Here is a 25,142-nt window from a genome sequence, read left to right as displayed (position 1 = left end):
AATTGACATTAAAATGCATCGCCAGTTGTTGATTTGTAAGATATTACCCACAAGCACTGTGCGTGATTCATGTCATTGAGTGTAATTGTGCCTAAATACTCATCAGACCTCTTGAAAGGGCTAAACAAAGGCTCTAGAGTTAGCGCATCATTTTTGCAAAGGGATAGGCAATGATTTTTTTAATTCGTTTTATTACTTGTATAGCTATGACAACGATGTCATTAATTTACTTAATTGAAATGGAGTTCTTGAAAACAACACTTTTGGCTCTGCTCGCAATCATTTCAAATCCTAGAACAAAACGTGCGCCACTTGAATATGACAATGGTAAGCGATTGTTTGATAAGTATCTAGTAGATAAGCCAAAAAAAGGCCGTAACACATTGAAACCCTGGTAGAGAGCGTGAAAAAATATCACGATTTTATAGCGAAGTTTTAAGGGCCAATAAATTTTCGGTTGTGCTCTGCTAAGGCCCTTCTTACTTTGTTAATAAGCTCTTTATCAGTATTTAGGTTAAACGCCATACAAGCACGTCTATCTGAATTATTACGCACTTCTATAACAGGCGTCACAACATCATAGTTAACACCAATTGCTTTGAGGGTTTCATACATGGTGTATTCGGTTGTTAGCAGAAAATCAATCCTACCGGCAAGCAACTTGCGCTGAGAAGCACTGGGATCAGCAGTGATATCTAGATTAATGCCCGCTTCAAATCCATGTTTTACCAAATATTCATGTACTACACTGCCTCGAACTATGGATATCACATATTTCTTTGCATCTTCCAATGAAGCGACTTTAATATCTTCTCTGTTTTTTAGCTTAAACAAGTATTGCCGTACAGGCCGCATGAGAGGACATGCCCACTCAAACATTGTCTCTCGGTCACCGCTTCGATAAATTGAATAAATCATGGTATTGGCTTGAGTTCTAGTCAGCTTCATAGAACGCGCCCAAGGGTATAGGTTAATGTCGTACTCTATGCCGGCAAGATCCAGCACTTCGCGCACTTTTTTAGTAGCACGGCCGACTATTTCGCCCTCTTGATTTGCATAATTATAAGGAACCCACTCTTCAGTCACCACTTGAAGTTTTGGCAAATTTGCAAAAACCTTCTCTTGGTGAAAGCAACATAAAAGCACCAATATCAGTGCTAGCTTGTCTGCCACGCGGTTCCTCCAACTTACTCTATAAACTATATCAGTGTGCTTGCTAAGTATAATTAAGGTAGAGTGATGCTTTAAAGAATAGACGTTATGAGATGATCATAAAAATAAAATCAGCAATTAGTTGCTCAAACGAAAGGCTCCGCCTTCATTTAAGCGGAGTCCAGTTAAGAATGGTGCACTTTACCTAAAAAAGACCACTTTTTTAATTTTACCTTCTTCAATCTGGTAGCTCGTAACGAACTCCGAGCGCTTATCCACAACATCTGGCTTTTGTGTGCAAATCTCAGAAGTTTCATGATCTATCACAATATTGCCATTTGTAATTCTTTTTATTGACGTTGATTTCAAACACTGCATTTTTTCAAACATCAAGCCGTAGCGTTTGATTAATTGCTTTTTCCCCTTAAACATCAGTGTTTGCGGGTACATATAAAACTCAACATCATCATCGTAAAGTGCCAAAAACTGACGAATATTTTGTTTGTTATATGCCAAAATTAACTTATCAATGACAGCTTCTGCCGCTTTTTCTTGTTCAGACTTTTGCAGGTTGTACTCACTTGCCTTGTCTTCAAATGCAGGGTTTGCGAATGCAAGCCAAGAACTTAAGCTGAGTACAAAAAAAACGATATACCTCATACTTCCCCCTATTTGGTACGGGCAAGTAAGTATACCAAGTTTATAAAACGTAATACAGTTAAGCGCGCATTCAGATCACCAGTATTGCTCTACCGTAATATGGCCAGGCTCAGCCCTGCGATGTTTTTTAAACCCCATTTCCTGCAATAGAGTTACTGTGTCTTTTACCATATCGGGGTTACCACAAAGCATAAAGTGACTATTTTGTGGCATAGATGTCATGTTGCAGTACTCCACCAACTGATTATTTTTCAGAATATCAGTTACCCTGCCACTCAACCCATTTTCAGGTTTTTCACGGCTTACCAAAGGGACATAAGTAAATTGCGGGAAAAGCTTTTCGGTTGCACGGATCAAATCTTGATAACACAGATCAGTATTTAGTCTAACACCGTGTACCAATACAACTCGGTCAAACTGTTTCCACAACTTTCCATCACCGATAATTGACAAAAATGGGCCCACAGCAGTACCGGTCGACAACATCCAAAGGGTCTCTCCTGGCGGTACTTCATCTAAAACAAAATAGCCTGAAGGTTTGTTATAAACCCACAGGTCATCACCTTCACTTAGCTGAGCAAGCCTTTCAGATAGAGACCCATTTTGGACTTCTATTAAAAAAAACTCCAGTAGCGGGTCAGCTGGCGAATTCACAAATGAATATGCTCGCGCAACCCGTTTGCCATCGATATCCAGTGCCAGTTTTGTAAATTGACCTGCTTTAAACCCTTCTATATCGGCCGCTACTTTTATACTAAATAAGCTAGGCGTCCACCAATTTACTTCAATAACTTTTCCAATTACCCAGTTTGACATACCTGCACCACAATAAATGCATATACTAAAACAATGGCATAGAATGCAAGCTTGTCAAAGATCCTGACACCATCGTTTTGCCAAATTAGCTCGCAACTTTTTATTCAAAGGTCGTTTTGTTGGTTCCTGCGGGATGAGAAATTCAGCGTTGAGTGACTTGAGGATCATACGAACTGGGTTTTCGTAACCACCTTTGAGCAATAAATCCACATGACGATTTGTATAATTGGCCACCTGCTCTGAGATCACATTAGACTTGACGCTCTGAGACATGAGATCCAGCCACTTTAAATAGTGTTTATCACTTTCAGGTAAATAAGTATCAGATGTAGCGCGTAATTTTTCACGATAGTTTTCATACAATGCAACCTTCCTTTCAATCAACGCCGCGCCAAGTAAATTAACAGTTACTCGTGTCGCATTGCGGTGATGATTGTCCATCAGGTAATATTGTCGAGCCGCAATAAAGTATTCAACAGCAGACTTGGAGTCACCCAACACAATTGCAGTATTGCCTTTAACCACTAATAAACCGGCTTTTCTTCTTCCATTGAGTATCGCTTCATCAACACTTTGCAGAATTTGAAAACTAATAGCAGGTTGATTATCCATACGATAAGCGATGGCCAAATTAACCTTAGCAGTCATTTTTTCTACGTTATTTTGACTGTGCTTTAGTGCACACTTATAGGTTTTAATCGCATCATCAAGTTGCCCAATTAGGCGATAGGCTACACCTATCACATTTACTACAGTGAACGTGTAAGGCTGGCTGTAAGGCACGAGTCGCTCGTCTGAAAGGTGTTGTGCTAGCTCTTCAATTAATTCTATATCCTGAACCTTACTCGCCGCAGCGAGTAAACTACTATAAATAGAAAGAGCCTCAGCACTGTTTAATTGCAACAATTTCGCTGAATTCTTTTTATAGTATTCAACTGCTTGAGTTGGGTAATTTAGTGCAAGGTGTTTCACTTCTTTGGGTTCGACTTCAAATTTTGAAGCCGATATTTCAGTGGCGAATACATCACTGTGTGTGATCAATAACATCGCCAGCAGGTAATTTAAGTACTTCATTCGGTTTGTCGAATCGCTTTAATGAGTTAACCATAGTACAACATTGCATTTTTAGAAACATTGATTTAAATACGAAAATCGACTAGAAACCCTAAAAACTGCGGGCAAATAACGAACTAAACTATGGCGAATATGACACAGCCACGCAGAACAGTATATTCAATTTGTAGATCTCTCTTATGAAGTCAAACGTTTAGAATCAAGTTACCAACGCTCATCAACTCGAGCATAAGCTATCGTACAACCAGTGGTGCCTTCTTTTACTCGAAGTTGCACACGCTCTCGCATAGAGTATGCAGTCAGCAACAAAGAGTATATTTCTTGCCTGTTCGTACTACTATTTGAAATCGTAAAATAAGTCCCTTCTACCGGACTACAATTTGCCAGCTTTTCGTTTCCAGGCGTTCCAACGTATATCTGACCACCCTCGTTGACAAACAAAGTTTCCACAATATCAGTACATCCACTTTTAATACATGTATTTGCCTGTGAAAAAAAAGCGGCACTGCCAAGTACCATTGCAGCAGCGTGTTTAATCATATTATTTCTCTATTTTATTCCCAAATATAAAAGGAAGTGGGTTTGTACCATAAATGGAACAAAACAGCGACCAACTCTTTAATTTAAAAATAAAAAAAAGCCGCACTAGGTGCGGCTTTTTGGGTGTGATTCGCTTTGTTTTAGGCGTGTCTCCAAAACTCTGCGATTACGTTACCAAGGAACTGTTCAAGCAGCGTTGCAATAACACTGCTTTAAATTAAATTGATTCTAATGCAATTTTAACCATTTCATTGAACGTGCTTTGACGCTCTTCAGGTGGCGTTGCTTCGCCTGTGATTACGTGGTCACTTACCGTAAATAATGCCATTGCTTTTGCACCGTATTCCGCTGCAACACCGTACATGCCCGCAGTTTCCATATCTACAGCTAGGACACCTAACTTGTCTAACTCTTGATAGAAACTTGCGTCAGCTTGATAAAATGTATCTGTTGTAAATACGTTACCTACTTTTGCATCAATACCTAGCTTTCTTGCTGCATTAACGCCATTTTCAAGTAAGCCAAAGTCAGCAATAGCAGCCATATCGTAGCCACGTACACGTGCTCTGTTTACGTTTGAGTCCGTACTTGCACCTTGTGCAAAAATCACATCGCGGATTTTTGTGTCTTGGCTGATCCCGCCACACGTACCAATACGTATTAGGTTTTTAACACCAAAGCTTACAATTAACTCTCGAGCATAAATAGACATTGATGGAATGCCCATACCTGAGCCCATAATGCTCACTGGTTTACCTTTATATGTACCAGTAAATCCAAACATGTTACGAACGTCAGTAACTTGGCGAGCGTCTTCTAAGAAGTTCTCAGCAATATACTTTGCACGTAGTGGATCACCAGGCATCAATACCGTTTCAGCAAAATCACCTGGGTTTGCATTAATATGCGGAGTACTCATAACATGTTTCCTTTAACTTAAGCTGTAACCAACTTGTCGGCAAAGCCGTCACCATATTCTAATGCTTCAAGGTTAAACCACTGGGCAAGCGTTTGACCTATGTCTGCGAAGCTGTTTCTTTCACCTAATGGAGTATTGTTCATTCCATTACGGTATGCCAATACAGGCACATATTCTCTTGTGTGGTCGGTACCAGGTGCTGTAGGGTCGCAACCATGGTCCGCAGTTATAATCAGCACATCGTCATCTTGTAGTTTGCCCAATATCGTCGGCAAATACGCGTCGAATTCAGCTAACGCCTCGGCATAACCGACGGCATTGCGTCGATGACCAAACTTTTCATCAAAGTCCACTAAATTAGTGAAGATCAAACTGTTGTCTGGCGCTGAGTCAATCACTTCACTGGTTTTATTCAGTAAATTCATTAAACCAGGCGCTTTATGTTTTTGAGTGATACCTTGGTGTGCATAAATATCTGCAATTTTACCAATGCTGATCACCTCACCACCATTGGCAGCTAACTTGTCTAACACAGTTGGCGCCGGTGGCAACACAGAGTAATCGCGACGATTACCTGTACGAATAAAGTCGGCACTCGAAGTGCCTATAAACGGCCGCGCAATCACTCTACCTATGTTCATTTCATCAAGCAGTGCCCGTGCGATTTCACATACTTGATAAAGCTTTTCTAGGCCAAATGACTGCTCATGAGCGGCTATTTGAAATACACTGTCAACTGAGGTGTAACAAATTGGCATGCCGGTTTTGACATGCTCCTCACCCAGTTGCTCTAAAATCACTGTGCCAGAGCCGTAACAATTCCCTAAAATGCCCGGGATGTCTGCTCTTTTACACAGTTCTTCTATGAATTCTTGCGGGAAACAAGGCTGAGTATTTGGAAAGTAACCCCAGTCAAATAAAACCGGTACGCCTGCCATCTCCCAATGACCAGACGGTGTATCTTTACCACTCGAAAGCTCTTTTGCATAACCCCATGCAGCTGTAGGTTGCTGACGTTCAGACACTTGACAAGTCTCACCACCTGCGGCTTCACAGGCATCAACCAATCCTAGTTTGCTCAAATTAGGGATTGCTAACGCTTCTCCTTTTTCCTCTTTATATGCTTGCAAAAGATGAGCTAGCGTATTGGCGCCTACATCACCAAATTTATCTGCATCTGGTGCTGCTCCAATTCCAAGGCTATCTGCCATTAATATAATTGCTCTTGCCATATATCACCTCTCATCTTTTGTCTGGGCCGTATTTTGTTTTTATAAAGCACTTGTGCTCCCAGAGGTCGTTACTTTATTGCTACCTAAATATATCGTACAGGACATTAGTCCGCTGTCACAAAACCATAATAAATCTTCTTAGTACCCATTTTAAATAAATAAAAAATCTGGTTATACCAGAGGACATAAGTCCTGTTTTGAATAGACCAAAACATTTAAATTTGATCCTTAAGCGAGGCAAAAGAGATTAATCGTGTCTTTTTTGCTATTGTGATCTTCCAACGTTAACAATAGCTGGGTGTGAACTTTAGTGACACGAACAATTATAGCCATAGCTGGCGCTTCTGCGTCCGGTAAGTCTCTTTTTAGTCAAACTATATATAACGAGCTAGTGAATGAACTTGAGTCAGGCACTATTGCTGTTATAGAAGAAGATGCTTACTATAAAGATCAATCGCATTTGCCATTTGAGCATAGAACTCAAACAAATTATGACCATCCGGATGCGTTTGAGCATGCGTTGATGAAAGAGCACCTTGGACAGTTACGTCTAGGTAAATCAGTACAAGTCCCGACTTATGATTATGCTCAACACACACGCAGTAGTGAGACGCGTACAGTGAATCCGGCAAAAATTTTAATTGTCGAAGGGATTTTACTGTTAAGCGACCCAGCATTAATAGAAGAATTTGATATAAAGGTATTTATTGATACCCCGCTTGATATTTGTTTATTACGTCGTATGCAGCGTGATATCGAGCACCGAGGCAGAAGCATTTCTTCTGTTGTTGAGCAGTATCAAGCAACGGTAAGGCCGATGTTTTATCAATTTATCGAACCATCGAAGCACAATGCCGACTTGGTCGTGACCCGTGGCGGTATGAATCGCGTTGCGATTGATATTATTAAAAGTAAAATAAAATATTTGCTGCAAGAATAAAACGGGAACATTTTGGCATGACAACAATAATGAGCCTAGTCGGCATGATGATGCTACTAGGTATTGCTTTCGCGGCTTCAACGAACCGCAGCGCAATAAACAAAAGAACTGTAGGCATCGCATTTTTAATGCAAGTCGTTATCGGCGGCTTTGTACTATTTATAGAAGCAGGTAAAAACGCACTGGCGGCAATGTCCGCTGCTGTGTCATCGGTTATTGGTTATGCCAATGACGGGATCAGCTTCTTATTCGGCCCTCTGGCCGCTCAAGAAACAATTGGATTTGTATTTGCAATTCAGGTGCTACCTGTAATTGTATTTTTCTCTGCGCTGGTTGGTGTTTTATACCACGTAGGGATTATGGAATGGATAATTAAAATTTTAGGTGGTGGATTACAAAAACTGCTTAAAACATCACGCCCAGAGTCTCTGTCTGCAACCGCGAATATCTTCGTGGGTCAGACTGAAGCACCTCTGATTGTGAAGCCATTCATTCCCAAAATGACTCAGTCAGAATTATTTGCCGTCATGGTAGGTGGTCTTGCAACCGTAGCAGGCTCAGTTATGGCTGGTTATGTTGCGATTGGCGTAGATTTAAAATACCTAATTGCAGCAAGCTTTATGGCCGCACCAGGTGGTTTTTTAATGGCCAAGATGATTGTGCCTGAAACAGAAAAAACCAAAGAAAATCTAGCTGAAGTAGACAGTGGCGAAGACAAGCCTGTTAACGTCATTGACGCAGCTGCGGCTGGTGCTTCAAGTGGTATGCACTTAGCACTGAATGTCGGTGCGATGCTATTAGCTTTTGTAGCTTTAATCGCGCTGATGAACGGTTTACTTGGCGGCATCGGCAGCTGGTTTAATCACCCAGAGCTGACGTTGCAAGAGATTTTAGGCTATGTCTTTGCACCGGTTGCTTGGATGATTGGTGTACCATGGGCAGAAGCTGTAACTGCTGGTAGCTTTATTGGCCAGAAATTAGTAGTCAACGAATTTGTTGCTTACTTAGACTTTATGAATTATCGCGATGGGTTATCTGAACATACTCAAGCAATTGTCACATTTGCGTTATGTGGATTTGCTAACCTGTCGTCGATTGCAATTTTACTAGGTGGACTAGGCGGTATGGCCCCTAGTCGTCGAAAGGATATCGCACGCTTAGGGCTCAGGGCGGTTTTAGCAGGGTCAATGGCTAACCTAATGAGCGCAGCAATAGCAGGTTTTTTCCTCTCGCTAGCTTAGAAACTTAACGAGATATGCCGCTTTTGCAAAACAATTGGTTGGTTGCCTTAAGGGGTTAGGGTAACCATACTAACTTGAACGATACTTCACCAAAGGGCCTATATGGCCCTTTTATCGTTTCTATATATCATTTTTTCTTATCGCATTACTTCTGAAAAATACCTTCTATATAAAAACACCCCAAACATGATTACGCTCATTTTTCTCATCTTAACGCACTTTTAATTCACATTTAATAAACATATAATTATAAATTAATAAACAGTTGATAGATTGCAATACGATCTCTTGAGTCATGGATGTTGAGCGTGTTGCCATGTACATCGACTCAATGTTTGATTTTTTACTGACTAATTTGTGTGATTAAGGAAGTTTAGTGTTATCTAGTAAAAAACCTAACATAGCTGCTTTCTCTATGGCGATAGGCGTAAGTTGCATATGTAAAGCAAGCGATATATCTGTACCTGAACTCTCCTCGACAATCAAAAGGCAGGGTCATACAAACCATACCGATATCGAGCGCATAGCTGTCATCGGCTCTCACCTAACGCAGGGGCGAAACCACAGTACACATACACTCGTGACTATTTCAGATAACGCGATTGATCATTCTGCATTTTCCTCACTATCAGAAGTTTTAGTCAGTGAAGTACCGCAAATAAATGAAGGGATCAGTCACTCTAATTCTCAAAATAGTACTCACAACACCGGGCTCTCTACCATCGACCTACGCGGTTTAGGGCTCAACCGTACACTTACATTGATTGACGGCCGCCGGGTCGTTTCTAACAGCTATTCCGGAGATTTAGTCAGCCTATCAACTTTGCCCAAAGGCATAATTGAACGAGTTGAGATCATCACCGGAGGTGCTTCCGCTGCCTATGGTTCAGGCGCAATATCCGGTGTTGTCAATATCCTGACCAAACAGGCGAAAGACGACATGTCATTTTCGGTGCGCTTCGGAGAAAGTACATCTGGCGGCGATCGTGAAGTCGCCTTTAATGGAGATATCGGCACGCACTTCGCGGATGGACAAGGTATGCTATTGCTGAGCACCTCATATTTGGAACAATTTGGCTTAGATTATTGGGATAGGTCTCGCGCACAACAGCAAGATGATTGGCGTTATGATCATAAAAGAATGTGCAATACCATGCTTACAGCCACATATGATAACCATCATCGAACTGCTTATCGGTGTATGCGTGACATCGAACAATCAGAATGGACTTCACTAAGTGACGCATTACCCGGCGGCGTGTTCAATGAAACCAGCAGCTTTCAGCCAAACTCTGGCTTTTGGTATGACGGTCAAACTTTGCGCCAAGACTGGCAAGAAGAAGCGCACGGTATACACTATAATCAATTTAATAAATTAAAAATCCCAAATAAGCAGCTCAATATAGCTATAAAAAGCGAGCTTGATTTTAATTTAGACAATCGCGCTTACTTGCAAATACACCACAGCCAAAATGATGCCCACAATATAAAATCACCGGAAAACGAAGATGAATGTGATACGGTCATCACCTTCAATCCATCCCAGCAGCAGTTCGGTTCTGATTGTATTGGGGCAATCCCCTTTGATAACCCTTTTGTTCCTCCCCAGATCCGTGCACAAGCCAACCAAGTCGATATCAAGTGGGATCGCTTATTTCACGAGGTCGGTTTCGTCACCAATGACAACACGAGGGAAACCACTCGTGCTTGGGCTGGTCTCAATGGTTTTTTCACCAATGACTGGCAGTGGGATGCAGCCATCGGCTACGGTATGTTTAAGCAAAAGCAAACTCGATTTAATGAGATAAGAGTTGCCAATGTTAGGCAGGCCTTAACTGTCGAACAACTCGAAGATGGTTCAATACGTTGTCAGGACCCAGAAGCAAGAAAGTCAGGGTGTGTTCCCATCAATTTATTTGGAGAAGGGGCAATAAGTGGCGCAGCGGCCGATTACATTAGAGCTAATCCAACCCTAGACACTGAGATCTCTCTAGTTTCGCTTTCAGCAAATGTCTCTGGCCCCCTTGCGGTATTGCCAAGTGGTCCAGTAAATGCGGTTTTCGGTTTTGATTATCGCAAAGACACACAATCAGTGTCGACAAATGTCCCAAATGGCGGCGTTACATTCAATTATATACCGAACTTTTCAGGCGATGTTTCTAGCTATGAAGTATTTACCGAACTATCCGTCCCACTTCTCAATGATCTCCCGTTTGCCAAACATTTAAATCTATCACTCTCAGCACGTGCTGCAGATTACAGTTGGGCAAAAATGGGGTTAATTCAAAGCTATAATCTTGGTTTGAACTATCAACCCACATCAAGCTATTCATTCAAATTAAACTGGGCAAAAGCAATGCGTGCCCCTACCATCACCGAGTTAATGTCGCCCATTAGAGGTGATTACAACGCGTTTTATGATATTTGTGATGGCGTGACAGCCACTTCAATAAAGGCTGGACACGAAAACTGCCGAAAAAACGCAGGAATACAATCGGCCATCGCGCGAGACGGCGTGTTCCATGACAATAACAATAGCTACTCACCTAACATAGGTAATCCGTTTTTAAAGCCTGAAACCGCATACACATCTACTATAGACGTTGTTGTAACTCCACAAGCCACCCCAAATTTGACCCTCAGCGCCAGTTTATATCAGATAAAAATCGAAGATGTGATCACCACGTTGTCACATCACGATATCATGATGCAGTGCTATCAAAGCAATGATTCAAATAGTACCGAAAACCACCTGTGTCAAGATATAAAGAGAGACCAAGACGGGCAAATTATTGAACTAAAACAACGCTTGACCAATGCCAATGAGCTGATCACTAAGGGCTATGATGTAACCGCCCAATATATTTTCCCACTCAACAATCTTGGGCAATTTAATTTCAATCTCACTTGGAATCATGTTATAGAACACGCTCTAGTGTCTTCAAGCATGCAAGAGAACAAGTATGAAGCTCACGAAGGTTATTTAGATCACAATATATTTGAAGATACGGCTACTGCTTCTGTTGTTTGGCAAAAAAAAGATTGGCGAGTTCGTTGGAGCACATATTACAAAGGGCCGATAAAACGTAGCAAACGAGTGTATCAAAATTGGCTCAATAGTATGGCCATTAACACCGAAAATTGTATGAGAAGTATAGATTCTTGTGTTGAAGCCCCTGAATTGCTCTGGGGTAATGATCTCCCTTCATTCACCACTCACGCGCTCAATGCCTCATATCGACATCAGCTCAGCTCAACGAGAGTGTTAACCTTTACCGGAGGCGTTCATAACCTCTTCGATAACAAAGGGCCCTTTATTATTGGCGGAAATGGTAACTTTCACAGTGCATACGGCGGTGGGCGTGGGCGCTATGCCTCCCTCAAAGCACAATATTCATTTTAATGTATCGCAATAAAAGCCTTTTTAAGCGGTTTTTATTGCGACAACAAGATGGACCCAAATAGGGCTACTTGTTCAACTGCGCTTTTGCAGCTTCGACTTTCGAATAATCAAGCCCTAGCTCAGCAACCGCTTCTTTAATCAAACCCGGGTTTTGCATAACCAACCCCATGAGCTGCTGTAACTTTTCAGGTGGAATAGCAAGCTGCTGCACAGTCGCCATAGCCATCAAAGGGTTTTCAGTTAATGCCTGAAATACCTCTTTAATTTGTTCATCAGAAATATTGTGCTCTTTTAGCAATGAAATGATTGGATTCATTCTCAAACCTTTAACGAATAAAATGTTGGCAGTACTCACATAGCACATGCTTAATAACTTGTATTTATGTCTGTTGGGTCAAACTATCAAAACTTCAACCCAATGCACTATGAATTATCATTTTTAACCAGCAATGCGCCGTAAAAACCGTCAAACGCAGAGCTAACCCCGGGCATTAAGCTCAGTTCTTTTTCTAGACGCCAATTTGGGTTATTGGCTAAAAACCTTTCAACCTGATTCGCATTTTCAGATGGTAAAATGGAACACGTTGCATAAACAAGCTTGCCACCCACGCGACACATTTGACTATAACGTTGTAAAATATCTTGCTGCAAAGCGACTAGGTTTTCGATATTTTTTTCTGTTAAATGCCATTTCGCATCTGGATTTCGTCGAAAAATACCAGTACCAGAGCATGGCACGTCCAATAATACACGATCGAACTTTTCCTTTTGTCGCTTTATCGTTTTACTGTTTTGGATCAGACGTGTTTCAATGACATGGGAGCCTGCACGTTTTGCGCGCTTTTTTAAAGTGTCTAACTTGTGTTGATGAATATCTAGTGACAACACACGCCCTTTATTTTCTAATAGTGCCGCAATATGTAAACTCTTGCCCCCTGCTCCCGCACATGCATCAACCACTTTCATACCAGGTTGTACATCAAGCAACGTAGCCAATTGTTGAGATCCAGCATCTTGCATTTCAAAGTGCCCTTGTTGAAAGGCATCAGTACGGAAAAGGTAACCCATTTGTTCGACTTTGAGCGCATTTTGCAAACCGTCTACTGGCACTGCTTTGATCTGCTCTTTGGCTAAACTCTTTGTCAGTGACAAGGCATCACTTTTAAGAGAATTGACTCGGATAAAATGCTCCGCGCTCTGATTTAATGCGGTCGCTACCGTTGGCCAGATATCACCCAGCTCTTCGTTTGCTCGCTCATGTAACCAAGTAGGCATACTTAACATTACATCTTGCGGTGCAGATGACAATGCCGATTGGACCTCAGCTAAGTTTAGAGAAGATACTTCAGGAAAATCCGGTAGCGATTGCTCATTCAATAATGTATACGCCCCCCATATATTCCATACATCAGCAGCAGTTAACTGAGAGAAGGAGTCCATTAAATCGCTGCGCCCGATGGCCCAGCACAATTTGCGACTGAAGCGGATCATATTGTAGAGAGTTGTAACAAAATATGCGCGTTGTTCAATAGTCCAAGCAGCATTCATCATTAAGTGCTGTTGTACCACTTTGTCGGCATATTGCTCCAAAGTTGAAGCTTGTAGAAATGCACTATTCAAGCACTCTAACAGTTGACGGGATGCAGTCACGGTGATTCTCATCTTGTAATACAAAGCGCGAATTGTAGCTTGTTTACCTGTCTTACACCACTGCATTAAGAGCGACTTTAGACTTTAACTGATCACAATTAATTACATCCTTTGCATTGCAGAAAATATAGCCCTCAAATAGCATCTCATTCAACATAGATAGTATTGAATGTAACCAACATACTTTACTTTATAAAAACAAAAGCATGTCATGTTAGTGATCTATATCTGAATAGATAATGTACTCATAAAAGTCTTTTAACCGTGACAACTGAAACAGGATTTGGGAGATAAAAAATGAAGCAAAAAGCCATCTTTGCGCTGAGTTTGCTGGCCGCCAGCCAAGGCTACGCCACTGAGTTTGCACTTAAACTAGATACCAAAAACCCACTTATACTCACTGAATCTCCAGTTGTATTCGCGGTAAATGAGGAGCTAAAAGCGCTCGAGCGAATAGACCTTAGCCAAAATAAGTCTCAATTACTGCACATTACCCCAGAGTCCAAAGGTTTTCATTATGGAACCACCGCGAACTCAAAAGAAGTACAAGCCTTCATTTTAGATAGTAAAGGCGTCTATGTTACCACCCAAACAAAGACCAAACGCTTAGTCAGCTCCAACAGTCTACTTACGCGATTAGAGACTGATGACTTTGAAAAGATTGAATTCGTTTTAGATGTAAATAAAGATGGGCTCAGCGACATATATTTACCCGGTTTTACGCGAAGTGAACTCTATATCCAGCAGGAAAATGGCCAGTTTAAACAACACTTTTTTGACTACAACCTCCCCCTTCGCAGTCATACATATAGTGAAAGTGAAGAACTAGAAATCAGTACAAACTTCACATCGTTACCAATTGTGCACGACTTTAACGCTGACGGTATAAACGATCTGGTCTTTCGTACGCGCAAACAAGTTGCCGTTTTATATGGCGCAAAGAATGGCTTTGCTAACGCGGTCGACCTTGTTCACCTCCCAACAGACTTTGGTAAACTGAAAGGAAAAAAAGTACGCACGACTCAGGAGCTAGTCGATATCAATCAAGATGGTCATCTTGACTTAATAACCAGAACGAGACCAATCACAGAAGGGATTTCTGCACTTGAAGCCAAAGTTGAATACGATTTATATCTAGGACAACCAAAAGGCTTTAATTCCGGGGCAATTAAACTACCACACACTTTAGGCGTTGGTGGCATGCGAGTGGAGTACGACTTCGATGGAGATGGACTACTGGACTTGCAAACCATGGATGTCGACATCGGACTAACGACTATTGCTGCAATCGCGCTTGGCGGCGGCAAAGCAGATGTCGATGTTGAAATGCGCTTTTTCAGGCAAAAGCCACATACTTTATTCGATAAAAGCCCTAGCACTGAAAAGGAAGTTGAATTAGAAATTGATATGACTCGCTCAATGAGAGGCCTGCCGTTTTATACCGGAGACCTCAACGGAGACAATAAACATGATATTGTTTTTAAATCGAGTAATAAGTCACTTTATATTTACTATGGTTCAACTGGAAAATTACTAAGAAATGAATATAAAAAAATCAGTCGAACATTACCAGATAACCCACATGACATTGCGCTAATTGATGTAGATCGAAACGGTAGGAAGGACTTTGTATTCAAGTATGAAAATAAGCAAGGCCCAGCTCGAATTGAAATGATATTAAACTAAACTATATAAAGCCTATTCATTTTATGTATAGGCTTTACCACATTAAGTTAAAAATAGAATTTTTACTTCATGCTTTTATTCATAACTTAAATCATTAAGTTTAAAAAACACTCAATAAAATATATAGTCTTCTTTTGGGATACTGTTTGTCTATTAAAGGAACTATATTATGAAGCTTAAGTTTAGTGGTGCATTTCTCGCTGTTTTCGGTATATTAACCCTCTCTGGATGTGGCGGAGGCAGTGGAAGCGATGCCAACACAAAGAACGACCAGCCAGACGTTATGAAACAGCCTACACCATCCCAAATTATATTGCCTAGTGTGTCACTTAAAGCAATTAAAACAAATGCGTGTAGTAACGAGCCTATCATTGCGGATGTCGTTTATCACACAGTAGATGGTAATTTTATTTCTTCAGATAAAACCCTTATCGATGGCAAGCTCAACTCGACATTGCCTGAAAATACGCAGCATATTTCGCTTTTATACCACTCTACTGATAATAACGGAAAAAAGTATTTGCAAATTCAAACGCTGTTAAACGTGCAAGCTGGATTTACTGTAGATTCACTTAGCTTCGAGAATAAAAGCAACTGTGCTTGCAACAGTATTAAATACCAATTGGCATCTCTTAAGGCCGAAGCTCCAGACTCAACGATATTTAATATCGGTGCAACCCCTATGCTTTTAAAGGATGCAGAGAATACGCATTCCTCTTGCGTTATTGAAAAGAAAAAACTGATATTTACACAGTCCAAGTCAGCACACATAGGTACGTTAATAGACACATCTGAGCAGGCGACTGTTGAGTTAACAGCTGCTCAATTCACAGAACAAGGCACACCACTAGACTTATCTGGCTTAGATATACAAGCAAGAGGCGTCATTAGCTTATCATCGTATATTGGCAATGATGAAGTCCATGCAACCGTGGTCAATAACGCGGCTTACAACCATCCATCATACCAAGAGCAAAATCAACTGGTCATTTACAACGGGCTCAACACCACCAGCTATTTGTCTATCAGTCAGACAGGATCAAGCCTTGATTTTAGCGAGGACGTAAGTACACACTCATATGTTTTAACGTCAGTAGACAACACTGGAAAAGTTGAAAACGTACAGCCTATCAATGAAGATAGTTCACTCACTTCTGCGTATAAGGGGCTTTCAGACTCTTTTGGAGGCCCAAATAACAACCATACTGCAGTACTGGATTTTAGCGCTATTGATCCACGCGTTAATATGGCAACCTTAACTTACTCTTGGGAAAACGACTTGCAGGGAGAAGTGAGTTGGCAGATTATCACAGATGGTCAAGAAACCATTCCATTGTTCACGTATGGCGACATATACCAAGCGGTCGAACCTGAAAATCTATCGATTAAACTGACGTTAACTGCATTAAATAGTGAACAGGAATTCAATGATTTAAGAAGCGCTTACTTGAGTAGTTTGGAAAGTTTTGAAAAACGCGCCGAATCAAAGCTATTCGATACTTTTGCTAGCTACAGTATTTCACGCCGTCACTAAATTACACACAGAGGGAGCGGGGAAAGCAATTTGCTTTCCCTGCCCCCTTTAAGACTAATTAATCAACTTCCAAGGACCATTGGTGTTTGTAGGGCTTGGCGTATTGCCTTTTGTCCACCATTTTGCTTCATAGATTTTATCTTGGTAGCTGGCTTTGTCGCCTTTGAGATAAACTTTATTGCTGTCCCATGCTTTAACACCCCCTACAGGCGGTTTCACGTCAATCGGAGGTAGGGTATCAACAGCTGTAACACTTGGCCAACCAGTATGAGATTGATAGAAATTGGTTACGCACTTTTCATAATCTCCCGGTACTAAAGCGGAATATGCAGTTTGATAACCAACCAGCTTACATTCAAATGAGTGGCCGCCAGGTCTGTCAGAATAATGTGCCCAGTTAGCTTCCCAGTTTGTATACAGAACGCCACTAGCGCCATCTAAATTCAAGCTACCAAATGGAGTTTGCTGCCAACATGTGTTCTCTTCGTCCGCTTCAATTGGAATATTATAGTAGTGCGAAAGTCCTTCCCAGTAACGAATGCGATTTACCGGTTGACCTTTGTAGCGGTTGTGCTCACCACACTCGATGCCACCATTGATCACGTTGATAGTCGTACCAAAGCCGTAACCAATACCTGCATTTAACTCAACTTGAGAAGGCACCCAAGTTCTATCAATAACATGCAACATAGCAGGCTTAGGCGCTTGTGGCGTTAAGAAAAACCAAATGGCGGATGCGAGGTTAAGCCATGAATCAGCCACTCGGCCGGGATCGTTTAGCAGCACGGTTGCATCACCATCAAACATGACTTCAGAGAACATGCCATAGTTAAAATGGTAGGAAAGCTGCTTAGCACCTCTACCAAAATACCCTTGCCCTTCACCACAAGGCCAACGGCGATTTTGCCAATCATTTTGGCCACAGCCCGTTCGATAACCACCTTGGCCTTCTGACCAACCCATTTCTCGAACATGAACAAGTGCTTGCTGCCACTCTTCTAGTCCATTAGGGTTGTCTGACGTATTGTCCTTAGAAATATGACCGCCAGTTTCTTGCGCAAAATGCGCAAACGCTGTCACGATAGACTTTTTACAGATGGCATCTGCATCACGCCCATCCGTGTATTCACCACAAAACGCAGGAAACTTACCAATTGCTCGTAAGAAGCGAGTATAGGTGTATTCTGGTGCAGCCATCTGAGTTAAATAGTCCCACTCAGTCTGGCCAAAAACACGCTCTACACGCTTTACGTTGCTCGGATTTGCCGCAGCCCCAGGCACAATTGCTTCAACAACCACATTATTGCGAGTTTCAAGCGCTTTTGACCAAATTGCGTACATAGGATCTGCTGTAAGAGTCTGTTCAGCCGCATTTAAATCAGCTCGTGAAACGAGGTAACCTCCGGGGTTATTGGGATCCGGCTGTACGTTCATTCCGTGAGAGAATGGACTAGCACACAATACAGTCACACACAGTGCAGCGAGTTTGCTGACCTTTATTTTGCAGTTATTCATAATTTACCTTTACATGTTGTTGAATTAAATAGAATTAGAATTCAATTTCTCTTTATATGTTGTATCTAAAAAGCAGTAACCAGCTGCTTTTATCTTGATGAATATCAATACTCATCAAATTAACAAATATTACACATTGACATCGCTGTCAATGTGAATTACCTATTTTTTGAACAATTGCAAACTTGATTATCACACGATGTTCTGCAAAATAGGGAAATATTATTAGAAAAAAGAACAAGTAAGATGATCAAACTTACACAACTTAGTCATGATTATTTTTCTCAAGTTATTTCATTGGGAAATTTGGTACATGGCGATAACTACCTTGATAGCGAACGGCTAGAGCAAATTTATCAAATGGGGCTCAAGAAATCGCTCAACGCCTCCTTTGTTGCAATCAATGAGTCAAATCAAGTAATTGGCTTTCGACTAACTTATTGTGCTGATCAATGGCCTATCGATAAATGGTGCACACCCGCAGATTGGCCTGTCGATATCGAACAAATGGCTTACTTCAAGTGCATCGCGATAGATCCAAGAGCACAAGGCCAAGGGATAGGCCCTAAATTATTAGCGGCATCAATTGAAGTATTGAAAAAACAGGGGGCAAAAGCCGGCGTGGCTCATTTATGGCAACAAAGTCCAGGCAATGGTGCTGTAAAATATTTTACTAAATCGGGAGGGAAGCTCATCAAACTTCACGATGATCGCTGGCTAGAAAACTGTATCAACGATGGCTACGAATGTCCTATCTGCGGTAACGAGTGCCACTGTCAGGCAGCAGAGATGGTGATCGAGTTCACATGAATACATACGACCCGCTATACAACAATCATTGCCAAGGGCAACCTTGCCCCGACACCTATTGGGCAAGCCTAGGTGTATTGGACAATACAATTCGCCAACCGAGGCAATCAGACTGCTATGACGTCATCATAGTTGGCGGCGGATTCACTGGGTTATTAAGTGCTTACTTTCTTTCAAAGCTATATGATCAGAAAGTATGTGTACTTGAAGCCAACCAAGTTGGTTTTGGCGCCAGTGCTAGGAATGCAGGATTTGCGCTGCCAACTACTGGACGCCTAGGTGCACTAGACATGTGTAAAAATTGGGGAGAGGACATAGCACGACAAGTATATCAAGAATACCAAAGTGGCGTTTTAAGGTTAGATGAATTAATACATGAGCACAAAATTGATTGTGACAAACAAGAACACGGCTATTTGAAAATTGCGCATTCTGAAAAAGCGATGGCTTCATTACAAGCTGGACTTGAATTCGCAAAACGGACCTTTTCAGATACAAAGCTCTCTTTTATCAGTCAGCATGAGTTAAAATCAAAATACATCGACATGCCCAACGTTTATGGCGCAGTTCGAAATCAGCATGGGTTTGGTTTAAATCCATTAAAACTACTGCAAGCCTATAAAGAAATTGCCATATCTGCCGGCGCTGACATCTTTGAAAATAGTCTAGCTGAACGGGTGTTCAAAGATCGCGAAACACATGTTGTATCTGTTCACGGTCAACAGCTTAGAGCCAATAAACTGCTAATAACAGGCAATGCATATAATAGTCAAAATTTTCACTCTACCATCAACAAAAAGTACATCCCCATATTAAGTAGTATTTTAGTGACACGACCACTTACTGCGGATGAACTAGCCGCCACGGGGCTCAAAACTCATCAAGTGATGATGGATACTCGTACACTCAAATACTATTACCGTTTATTACCAGATAATAGATTATTGTTTGGCGGTAGAGGCGCTGTATACGGTAAAGATCAAAACAAAAAAAAGTATCAAGAACACCTCACTAGTGCCATGCACGCAGGGTTCCCATCGTTAAGTGCACTGCGTGCTCAATACTATTGGCATGGATATATCGCAGCAACACTGGATGACCACCCGCATATACATTTCAATGACAATGTTGGTTATGCAATTGGCTATTGCGGCGCTGGCGTCGCTTTCAGTGCACAAGCGGCATTTCGCCTATCTCAAATGACAGTTACTAAATCAACGCCGACATTACCAATCTACCGAAAAGCCGCTCCCAGCGTGCCATTTGCCCGGCTCAGTCGCATAGGACAGCTAGGTTATTATAACTACGCTCAATTTAAAGACCGCCTGTTTTAATAGCAGGCTCTCTTAGCATCACATGCGCTCTGTGTAGAAAATTAAAACTGAATAAAAAATACACAAAAATCACATCTTAATTCAATATTTGAACCGTTTAATGGAACAGGCAATTAAAATCAAATAAGGAAAATAAAATGAAAAAGTTAGTGAGCGCGAGTGTTTTTGCTGGTCTTTCGGGTGTAGCTGCAGCTAATACAGTTGAACTTGAAAGCGCTGAAAATAGTAACGTAGCATTTGAGAAAGCAGAAGTAACAATTGCAGCAAGCCAAGGCGTATTCGCTTCAGGCGTTGTGACTTACTACAGTCCTCGCGTATGGGTAAATGGTCGCCTACAACAGTTCTTTGTTGGTCCAACAAACGGTAACCAGTTTTGTGAAGAGCGCGGCCACAATCAAGAAGTAAGTGGTAGCACAATCACTTGTGGTGAAGATGAGTCATCATACGCAAATTACGATTGGTATGGAAAGTCATGGACTTACAAAAGCACTGGTAGTAAAAACCAGTGTTATCAGCTATATGCAACAATTAAGTGTCAGTAATTACGACGTTTAATTAAAAAGCCCGCATCATCTTGTGGGCTTTATCTTTGCTATTTTGGTATCAATGCTTACCAGTAGTATTAAACCCAAATCATCAAACAAAACTAAGCTGATTAGGTTACTTTTTTTCAACCTGATCAAAGCCACGCAAAAATCGACAATAATTGTCTATTGATGACCCGCAAATCATTAATATGTCTAAAAGTTTTATAAATGGGATTGCTGTTTTTCCACTGTCCCAATTGCAGTTAGTGACTTGGTTTTCAAAGACCGCCATCGTTTTACCCAACTGCGCTTGAGAAAGCTCTGTTTCATTTCTTAAAGTACTCAGTCCATATTGCACTTTTAGCTGAGCTTGATTTGATCGCAGCTTCCCTTCTTGATTACATGTGCTCAAAGTGTGTCCCATCATAGATAAGCTTTTCTTAAATGCAATGCTACACAAACATCAACTTCGTGTAAAACAAAAGCTAATATTTCTTTTAAATATTAATGAGTTACAAATAAATATTTTTATAAAAAACGTCTAAACACACATAACTAAAGGCGAAAATAATTTCTAATTAAATTTTCACTTTGGTAAAGAAATTTCTAAAAATTGACGGCCTTATTTGGGTTTTTATTAGGTACGCCATATTACCCTTCACAAGTTTACCAAGGGATATGGCTACCATCGAAACTTAAGAAGCCTCCACTGTCGGAATCGGATAAGTTATCTATGACACGTTTAAGTCCCAGAGCTGACTCTTGTGCTGATATAAGTGCATTTGGCCCACCCATTTCTGTTTTAACCCAGCCGGGGTGTAGTGCAACAGTTTTGATCCCCTCTGGTAATAAATCATTTGACAAACTTTTAACGACAGAGTTTAAAGCAGCCTTTGAGCTACGATAAATATAACCGCCACCTTTGGTATTTTCCGTATGACTGCCAACCCGTGAAGAAAGTGCCGCAAAAATTTTACGCTCACCCAAGCGTAAATTCGGGTAAAACGCTTCAGCAAGCTTTGCTGGGGCAATCGCGTTGACCTCCATGACACTGCGCCACGCATCCACATCACAGTTGCCAAAACCATAGCCTTTAGGCCCGTACAAACCTGCATTATTGATTACTACGTCAATAGGGCGATCGGCTAAAGATAGGGCTAGATGACGAAGCTGTTCGTAATCGGTGACATCTAAAGGGAAAATATCTAACCGCTCGTCTTTTTGTTGGGAACGTAATTGCTGTAACTCTATAGCTGAAGCTGGGTTTCTTACCGTCGCTAATACATGCCAGCCACACGTTAGATAAACATTCACCAACGCCAAACCGATCCCTCGATTTGCACCGGTGATCAATACACTTGCCATCGCAAACTTCCTCTATACCTGTAATGTTTTTGCTATTTTGGTCGGAAAAAGTATTCTAAATCAAGAGCGGCGCTCTCGAAAATCAAAATACCTTTCAGCGGTGATTCAACCACTTTTGCGCGGCGTGTACTTCAGAAAAATAACGGGTTTTTCCTCCTAAAATCCAGCCACCCAGAATAGACGTGACGCGCTGCCATTTAGTGCAGCCGATCACAGCTGTTTTCTTAAACTGGTCACTGTATTGAAAGGCAAGACGAATGTCAGTCACAGCCTCTCCCATTTCCCACCCGGTCAATTCAGTTATATCTATCAGCACGTAAATTTCGCCACTTCTATATTGCGATACGACTTGATCAACAATAGGTAAAACGACGACATAGTCTTTGTGAGTCAATCGACCAACCGCCTTAAAACTGAGTAATAGTCCAAAGTCCCGGCGTTCCGTGCCCACTGAAATACCGTGGAATTCGCTCATTGCCCGTCCCAACTTGAAAAGTAAAAATTAAGTAAACAATGTCCTTTTTACAATAGTTCATAATGGACTATCACGCACATTTTATTAAATGGACTATCACGCACATTTTATTAAATGGACTATCATTAAAGTTAAACGCTCTCATCAAACTGTACATTAAACAAAGTATAAGAAATGGTAAACTCTTTGAAATTACTAACAATTATTTTCTTAAGTATCGTGACCTCGTATAGTTATGCGCAGCCGGAGAAAACATGGTTTAATCAAGCAACATACACAAAATTGGAAGATGCTGACACGCATACTTTACAGGTGAGTACACACTATTATTTCGCGCCACAAGCTTATTTTTGGGTTTGGGACGATTTCGGCTATCTAGATACAGACTCTAATATTCGGCTCACATACAATAATGATGAACGCAATGTATTTTCAGGCGTGGAGGGTGAGCTATTTATTGCCAACTGGTTTGCCACTGCGAGCATTGAAGATTTAGGTGATACCAGCGACAATAACACCCTAGGCCTAGGTTATTTGTTCTACGATAGTTTAAAACTCAGTGTTCGCCATCAACGTCAAGCTAGTGGTGACGATATAACTTGGCTGCAAAGTCAATTAAATATTGATATCGACACCAATTCATACGTAGGCACCACACTCGTCAGTGATGACGAATTTGAAAACTGGCAAGTTGAAGTGCGTTACTTCCGACATTTAGGGGATCAAAAGTATTTCACGCTGGATTTGACACATGAAAACTCTAATAGCAAAAATCACAACAACTTTATCGCAAACTACTATTTTAACCAGCACTTTGCCTTAGGTTTGGGCAGCAACGAGTCTCATTTGCTCGTTGAAGGCAAATACTTTGTCAATCATAGCTTTTTTGTCAAAGCACGCTATCAAGAACAAAGTGATGATGAACAGTCTCTTGAAATGTCTATGCAAGCTCAGTTTTAGTTCTGTTCTAACGCTTCCAGTTTCGCAAGAAATGCAGTGTTGATTGTTTGAGTTTGCGTTTCTGACAGCTTGCCCACCTGCGCCCCTATCCAAGTTTCGAATTCGTCATAATTTTCTAGTTCATACATTTTTGACGACACTTGAGCACAGCTCAGTCCCAGCATTTCATACAAGCCTAATTCAGCATGCCACTCATGGGGGGCAATAGTAAAACGCTCTCCTCGTTTTACCATATACGCTCTTTGAAACGTCCGTTTTAAATGCACTAACCCCAACTTACCCAGTTCACTGCTGTCAGGTAAAGTGTAACTGCTAGCTTGCCATTGTGCCTTTGGAAATAATATCGAAAAGTCAGGGGATTGCGGAGCAACATATTCAAAACAAATGGGGTGGTTTTGCTCAAGGACAACATCGTAGGGACTAAAGTTAAAGGCGATATTCAAACTGCAATCCCCTTCAGTGAGAGTCAAATTACGATAGACTATAATATCCGTCGTCAGTTTAACTGTGTAGCCTGACCAATCTCCGTGTGGGATCGTCAGGTTTGACTTAAAGCTCCCGTGATCCCCTTGGCTCAAAGCAAGCGAGGTTTGCTTATCAAGTCGAAAAAACTCACCTAGCAATTGAGTGCCTTGCCGCTCACCTTCGACCTTAGTCAACCAAGCTTTAAGACTCACGTCTTCCGGGATCATTACCCCACAAGGTTTCAAATACCGTACTAGGTGTTTGAATATATAGACCTGCGGTTCTCGCTTAAGTAATGCCGTCATCGTTTCCGATATCACAATATCAAAGTCGCTCTGAGACGGTGGTTTTTGCCATAACGTCGCATCTCCCTGATTTACACTGATATTGTAGTGTTCTAAATCAAAATGGTTAATTAGCTTGTTTACAGCATTGATATTCTCCTTGTGAATATCAATTAAAGTTATTTCCAAAGGTAAGTTATCGCTTGCTGCCAACAAAGGCAGCAAAAGTGTTGCATACGGCCCTGTACCTGCGTACAAAACCCGAACCGGGGATATATTCTTGGTAATTTTATCTTGTATTGCTTGAGCAACTCCCTGACAAAATATCTGGGTACGTACCGTTTCTTCAAAGCATTTGGCGGCTTGAACTGGTGAAATAGCAACTCCTGATGCAGTTTGTGCTTTTTCAGAAGCGTTCATATCTGTACTACTGAATACTCCTGTCACCTTTCCTAAGTAATCCACCATGGCTTTGATTTCAGCCTTGGCAACTGTGCTTTTTTTTGCTCTGAGAAGGGTCTTAACGAAGCCGATAAACTGCTCTTTAGATATACCCATAA

Annotated in this window: 24 protein-coding genes; 10 read left to right on the top strand and 14 right to left on the bottom strand. The window is 41.3% G+C overall.

Going from position 1 to position 25,142, the window contains the following annotated elements; translation table 11 throughout:
• Positions 1 to 248 precede the first annotated feature (248 nt).
• On the top strand, positions 249 to 398 hold the full coding sequence (locus MHN81_RS16850) for a hypothetical protein (RefSeq protein ID WP_239426275.1): 150 nt from the start codon (positions 249 to 251) through the stop codon (positions 396 to 398).
• Between the two features lie 37 nt (positions 399 to 435).
• Here the strand turns inward: MHN81_RS16850 and MHN81_RS16845 are convergent, their stop codons facing one another.
• The 7 genes from MHN81_RS16845 to MHN81_RS16815 all read right to left on the bottom strand — a co-directional run bounded on the left by MHN81_RS16845 (position 436) and on the right by MHN81_RS16815 (position 6,393).
• Positions 436 to 1,173, bottom strand: a complete 738-nt coding sequence (locus MHN81_RS16845; RefSeq protein ID WP_239426274.1) for a transporter substrate-binding domain-containing protein — start codon at positions 1,171 to 1,173, stop codon at positions 436 to 438.
• A 180-nt stretch (positions 1,174 to 1,353) separates the two neighbouring features.
• Positions 1,354 to 1,812 carry a nuclear transport factor 2 family protein gene (locus MHN81_RS16840; RefSeq protein WP_023398407.1) on the bottom strand — a complete coding sequence of 153 codons (459 nt, stop codon included), beginning with the start codon at positions 1,810 to 1,812 and terminating at the stop codon, positions 1,354 to 1,356.
• A gap of 75 nt (positions 1,813 to 1,887) precedes the next feature.
• Positions 1,888 to 2,628 (bottom strand): ferredoxin--NADP reductase, encoded by a 741-nt coding sequence (locus MHN81_RS16835; RefSeq protein WP_023398406.1) that lies wholly within the window; start codon positions 2,626 to 2,628, stop codon positions 1,888 to 1,890.
• Between the two features lie 54 nt (positions 2,629 to 2,682).
• Complete coding sequence (locus MHN81_RS16830) at positions 2,683 to 3,702, bottom strand: hypothetical protein (protein WP_239426273.1); 1,020 nt, start codon at positions 3,700 to 3,702, stop codon at positions 2,683 to 2,685.
• A 204-nt stretch (positions 3,703 to 3,906) separates the two neighbouring features.
• The gene (locus MHN81_RS16825; protein ID WP_023398404.1) at positions 3,907 to 4,242 is read right to left on the bottom strand and encodes a hypothetical protein; all 336 of its coding nucleotides are present in this window, start codon (positions 4,240 to 4,242) and stop codon (positions 3,907 to 3,909) included.
• 217 nt (positions 4,243 to 4,459) lie between these two features.
• Complete coding sequence (deoD, locus tag MHN81_RS16820) at positions 4,460 to 5,161, bottom strand: purine-nucleoside phosphorylase (RefSeq protein WP_023398403.1); 702 nt, start codon at positions 5,159 to 5,161, stop codon at positions 4,460 to 4,462.
• Between the two features lie 17 nt (positions 5,162 to 5,178).
• Positions 5,179 to 6,393: a phosphopentomutase gene (locus MHN81_RS16815; protein ID WP_239426272.1), complete on the bottom strand. Its 1,215-nt coding sequence runs from the start codon at positions 6,391 to 6,393 to the stop codon at positions 5,179 to 5,181.
• A 310-nt stretch (positions 6,394 to 6,703) separates the two neighbouring features.
• Here MHN81_RS16815 and udk point away from each other — a divergent pair, with 310 nt between their 5' ends.
• From udk to MHN81_RS16800, 3 genes are all read left to right on the top strand, one after another.
• On the top strand, positions 6,704 to 7,333 hold the full coding sequence (gene udk / locus MHN81_RS16810; RefSeq protein ID WP_023398400.1) for a uridine kinase: 630 nt from the start codon (positions 6,704 to 6,706) through the stop codon (positions 7,331 to 7,333).
• A 17-nt stretch (positions 7,334 to 7,350) separates the two neighbouring features.
• The gene (locus MHN81_RS16805; RefSeq protein ID WP_023398399.1) at positions 7,351 to 8,574 is read left to right on the top strand and encodes a NupC/NupG family nucleoside CNT transporter; all 1,224 of its coding nucleotides are present in this window, start codon (positions 7,351 to 7,353) and stop codon (positions 8,572 to 8,574) included.
• Positions 8,575 to 8,950: 376 nt separating this feature from the next.
• Positions 8,951 to 11,977: a TonB-dependent receptor gene (locus MHN81_RS16800; RefSeq protein ID WP_239426271.1), complete on the top strand. Its 3,027-nt coding sequence runs from the start codon at positions 8,951 to 8,953 to the stop codon at positions 11,975 to 11,977.
• A gap of 64 nt (positions 11,978 to 12,041) precedes the next feature.
• On the opposite strand, the gene MHN81_RS16795 is transcribed toward MHN81_RS16800, so the two are convergent.
• Together MHN81_RS16795 and MHN81_RS16790 are read right to left on the bottom strand one after the other, a co-directional pair.
• Positions 12,042 to 12,293, bottom strand: a complete 252-nt coding sequence (locus tag MHN81_RS16795; protein ID WP_023398396.1) for a DUF2999 family protein — start codon at positions 12,291 to 12,293, stop codon at positions 12,042 to 12,044.
• A 107-nt stretch (positions 12,294 to 12,400) separates the two neighbouring features.
• Positions 12,401 to 13,693, bottom strand: a complete 1,293-nt coding sequence (locus MHN81_RS16790) for an RsmB/NOP family class I SAM-dependent RNA methyltransferase (protein WP_023398395.1) — start codon at positions 13,691 to 13,693, stop codon at positions 12,401 to 12,403.
• Positions 13,694 to 13,924: 231 nt separating this feature from the next.
• Here MHN81_RS16790 and MHN81_RS16785 point away from each other — a divergent pair, with 231 nt between their 5' ends.
• Positions 13,925 to 15,313 (top strand): VCBS repeat-containing protein, encoded by a 1,389-nt coding sequence (locus MHN81_RS16785; RefSeq protein ID WP_023398394.1) that lies wholly within the window; start codon positions 13,925 to 13,927, stop codon positions 15,311 to 15,313.
• A 169-nt stretch (positions 15,314 to 15,482) separates the two neighbouring features.
• Positions 15,483 to 16,847, top strand: a complete 1,365-nt coding sequence (locus MHN81_RS16780; RefSeq protein ID WP_239426270.1) for a hypothetical protein — start codon at positions 15,483 to 15,485, stop codon at positions 16,845 to 16,847.
• Positions 16,848 to 16,901: 54 nt separating this feature from the next.
• Here the strand turns inward: MHN81_RS16780 and MHN81_RS16775 are convergent, their stop codons facing one another.
• Positions 16,902 to 18,362: a chitinase gene (locus MHN81_RS16775; RefSeq protein WP_239426269.1), complete on the bottom strand. Its 1,461-nt coding sequence runs from the start codon at positions 18,360 to 18,362 to the stop codon at positions 16,902 to 16,904.
• A 249-nt stretch (positions 18,363 to 18,611) separates the two neighbouring features.
• Here MHN81_RS16775 and MHN81_RS16770 point away from each other — a divergent pair, with 249 nt between their 5' ends.
• From MHN81_RS16770 to MHN81_RS16760, 3 genes are all read left to right on the top strand, one after another.
• Positions 18,612 to 19,172 carry a GNAT family N-acetyltransferase gene (locus MHN81_RS16770; RefSeq protein ID WP_036975513.1) on the top strand — a complete coding sequence of 187 codons (561 nt, stop codon included), beginning with the start codon at positions 18,612 to 18,614 and terminating at the stop codon, positions 19,170 to 19,172.
• Entirely contained in the window at positions 19,169 to 20,506 is a 1,338-nt protein-coding gene (locus MHN81_RS16765; RefSeq protein WP_239426268.1) for an FAD-dependent oxidoreductase, read from the top strand. The genes MHN81_RS16770 and MHN81_RS16765 overlap by 4 nt, the downstream gene beginning before the upstream one ends.
• A 137-nt stretch (positions 20,507 to 20,643) precedes the next feature.
• Positions 20,644 to 21,048: a hypothetical protein gene (locus tag MHN81_RS16760; protein ID WP_239426267.1), complete on the top strand. Its 405-nt coding sequence runs from the start codon at positions 20,644 to 20,646 to the stop codon at positions 21,046 to 21,048.
• 118 nt (positions 21,049 to 21,166) lie between these two features.
• Here MHN81_RS16760 and MHN81_RS16755 read toward each other — a convergent pair whose 3' ends face one another.
• The 3 genes from MHN81_RS16755 to MHN81_RS16745 form a co-directional block, all read right to left on the bottom strand.
• Positions 21,167 to 21,445, bottom strand: a complete 279-nt coding sequence (locus tag MHN81_RS16755) for a hypothetical protein (RefSeq protein ID WP_155250736.1) — start codon at positions 21,443 to 21,445, stop codon at positions 21,167 to 21,169.
• A gap of 254 nt (positions 21,446 to 21,699) precedes the next feature.
• Entirely contained in the window at positions 21,700 to 22,398 is a 699-nt protein-coding gene (locus MHN81_RS16750) for an SDR family oxidoreductase (protein ID WP_239426266.1), read from the bottom strand.
• Between the two features lie 94 nt (positions 22,399 to 22,492).
• Positions 22,493 to 22,873: an STAS/SEC14 domain-containing protein gene (locus MHN81_RS16745; protein WP_023398386.1), complete on the bottom strand. Its 381-nt coding sequence runs from the start codon at positions 22,871 to 22,873 to the stop codon at positions 22,493 to 22,495.
• A gap of 186 nt (positions 22,874 to 23,059) precedes the next feature.
• Between MHN81_RS16745 and MHN81_RS16740 the strand changes: the two genes are divergently transcribed.
• Positions 23,060 to 23,833 (top strand): putative porin, encoded by a 774-nt coding sequence (locus tag MHN81_RS16740; protein ID WP_172642403.1) that lies wholly within the window; start codon positions 23,060 to 23,062, stop codon positions 23,831 to 23,833.
• On the opposite strand, the gene MHN81_RS16735 is transcribed toward MHN81_RS16740, so the two are convergent.
• Complete coding sequence (locus MHN81_RS16735) at positions 23,830 to 25,140, bottom strand: methyltransferase domain-containing protein (protein WP_239426265.1); 1,311 nt, start codon at positions 25,138 to 25,140, stop codon at positions 23,830 to 23,832. The two genes, MHN81_RS16740 and MHN81_RS16735, sit on opposite strands and share 4 nt — an antisense overlap.
• Positions 25,141 to 25,142 lie beyond the last annotated feature (2 nt).

The sequence above is a fragment of the Pseudoalteromonas sp. Of7M-16 genome, from assembly GCF_022347805.1.
Taxonomy (GTDB): domain Bacteria; phylum Pseudomonadota; class Gammaproteobacteria; order Enterobacterales; family Alteromonadaceae; genus Pseudoalteromonas; species Pseudoalteromonas luteoviolacea_F.
The sequence above is the reverse complement of the archived record's forward strand: the minus strand, read 5'-3'. Positions and strand labels throughout refer to the sequence as shown.

Excerpts from the sequence above, each read along its gene's own strand:
- MHN81_RS16830 (WP_239426273.1), bottom strand. The coding sequence starts at position 3,702 with ATGAAGTACTTAAATTACCTGCTGGCGATGTTATTGATCACACACAGT.
- MHN81_RS16825 (WP_023398404.1), bottom strand. The coding sequence starts at position 4,242 with ATGATTAAACACGCTGCTGCAATGGTACTTGGCAGTGCCGCTTTTTTT.
- MHN81_RS16775 (WP_239426269.1), bottom strand. The coding sequence starts at position 18,362 with ATGAATAACTGCAAAATAAAGGTCAGCAAACTCGCTGCACTGTGTGTG.
- MHN81_RS16805 (WP_023398399.1), top strand. The coding sequence starts at position 7,351 with ATGACAACAATAATGAGCCTAGTCGGCATGATGATGCTACTAGGTATT.
- MHN81_RS16765 (WP_239426268.1), top strand. The coding sequence starts at position 19,169 with ATGAATACATACGACCCGCTATACAACAATCATTGCCAAGGGCAACCT.
- MHN81_RS16760 (WP_239426267.1), top strand. The coding sequence starts at position 20,644 with ATGAAAAAGTTAGTGAGCGCGAGTGTTTTTGCTGGTCTTTCGGGTGTA.
- MHN81_RS16735 (WP_239426265.1), bottom strand. The coding sequence starts at position 25,140 with ATGGGTATATCTAAAGAGCAGTTTATCGGCTTCGTTAAGACCCTTCTC.
- MHN81_RS16785 (WP_023398394.1), top strand. The coding sequence starts at position 13,925 with ATGAAGCAAAAAGCCATCTTTGCGCTGAGTTTGCTGGCCGCCAGCCAA.
- MHN81_RS16745 (WP_023398386.1), bottom strand. The coding sequence starts at position 22,873 with ATGAGCGAATTCCACGGTATTTCAGTGGGCACGGAACGCCGGGACTTT.
- MHN81_RS16835 (WP_023398406.1), bottom strand. The coding sequence starts at position 2,628 with ATGTCAAACTGGGTAATTGGAAAAGTTATTGAAGTAAATTGGTGGACG.
- MHN81_RS16840 (WP_023398407.1), bottom strand. The coding sequence starts at position 1,812 with ATGAGGTATATCGTTTTTTTTGTACTCAGCTTAAGTTCTTGGCTTGCA.
- MHN81_RS16815 (WP_239426272.1), bottom strand. The coding sequence starts at position 6,393 with ATGGCAAGAGCAATTATATTAATGGCAGATAGCCTTGGAATTGGAGCA.
- MHN81_RS16750 (WP_239426266.1), bottom strand. The coding sequence starts at position 22,398 with ATGGCAAGTGTATTGATCACCGGTGCAAATCGAGGGATCGGTTTGGCG.
- MHN81_RS16795 (WP_023398396.1), bottom strand. The coding sequence starts at position 12,293 with ATGAATCCAATCATTTCATTGCTAAAAGAGCACAATATTTCTGATGAA.
- MHN81_RS16780 (WP_239426270.1), top strand. The coding sequence starts at position 15,483 with ATGAAGCTTAAGTTTAGTGGTGCATTTCTCGCTGTTTTCGGTATATTA.
- MHN81_RS16790 (WP_023398395.1), bottom strand. The coding sequence starts at position 13,693 with ATGCAGTGGTGTAAGACAGGTAAACAAGCTACAATTCGCGCTTTGTAT.
- deoD (WP_023398403.1), bottom strand. The coding sequence starts at position 5,161 with ATGAGTACTCCGCATATTAATGCAAACCCAGGTGATTTTGCTGAAACG.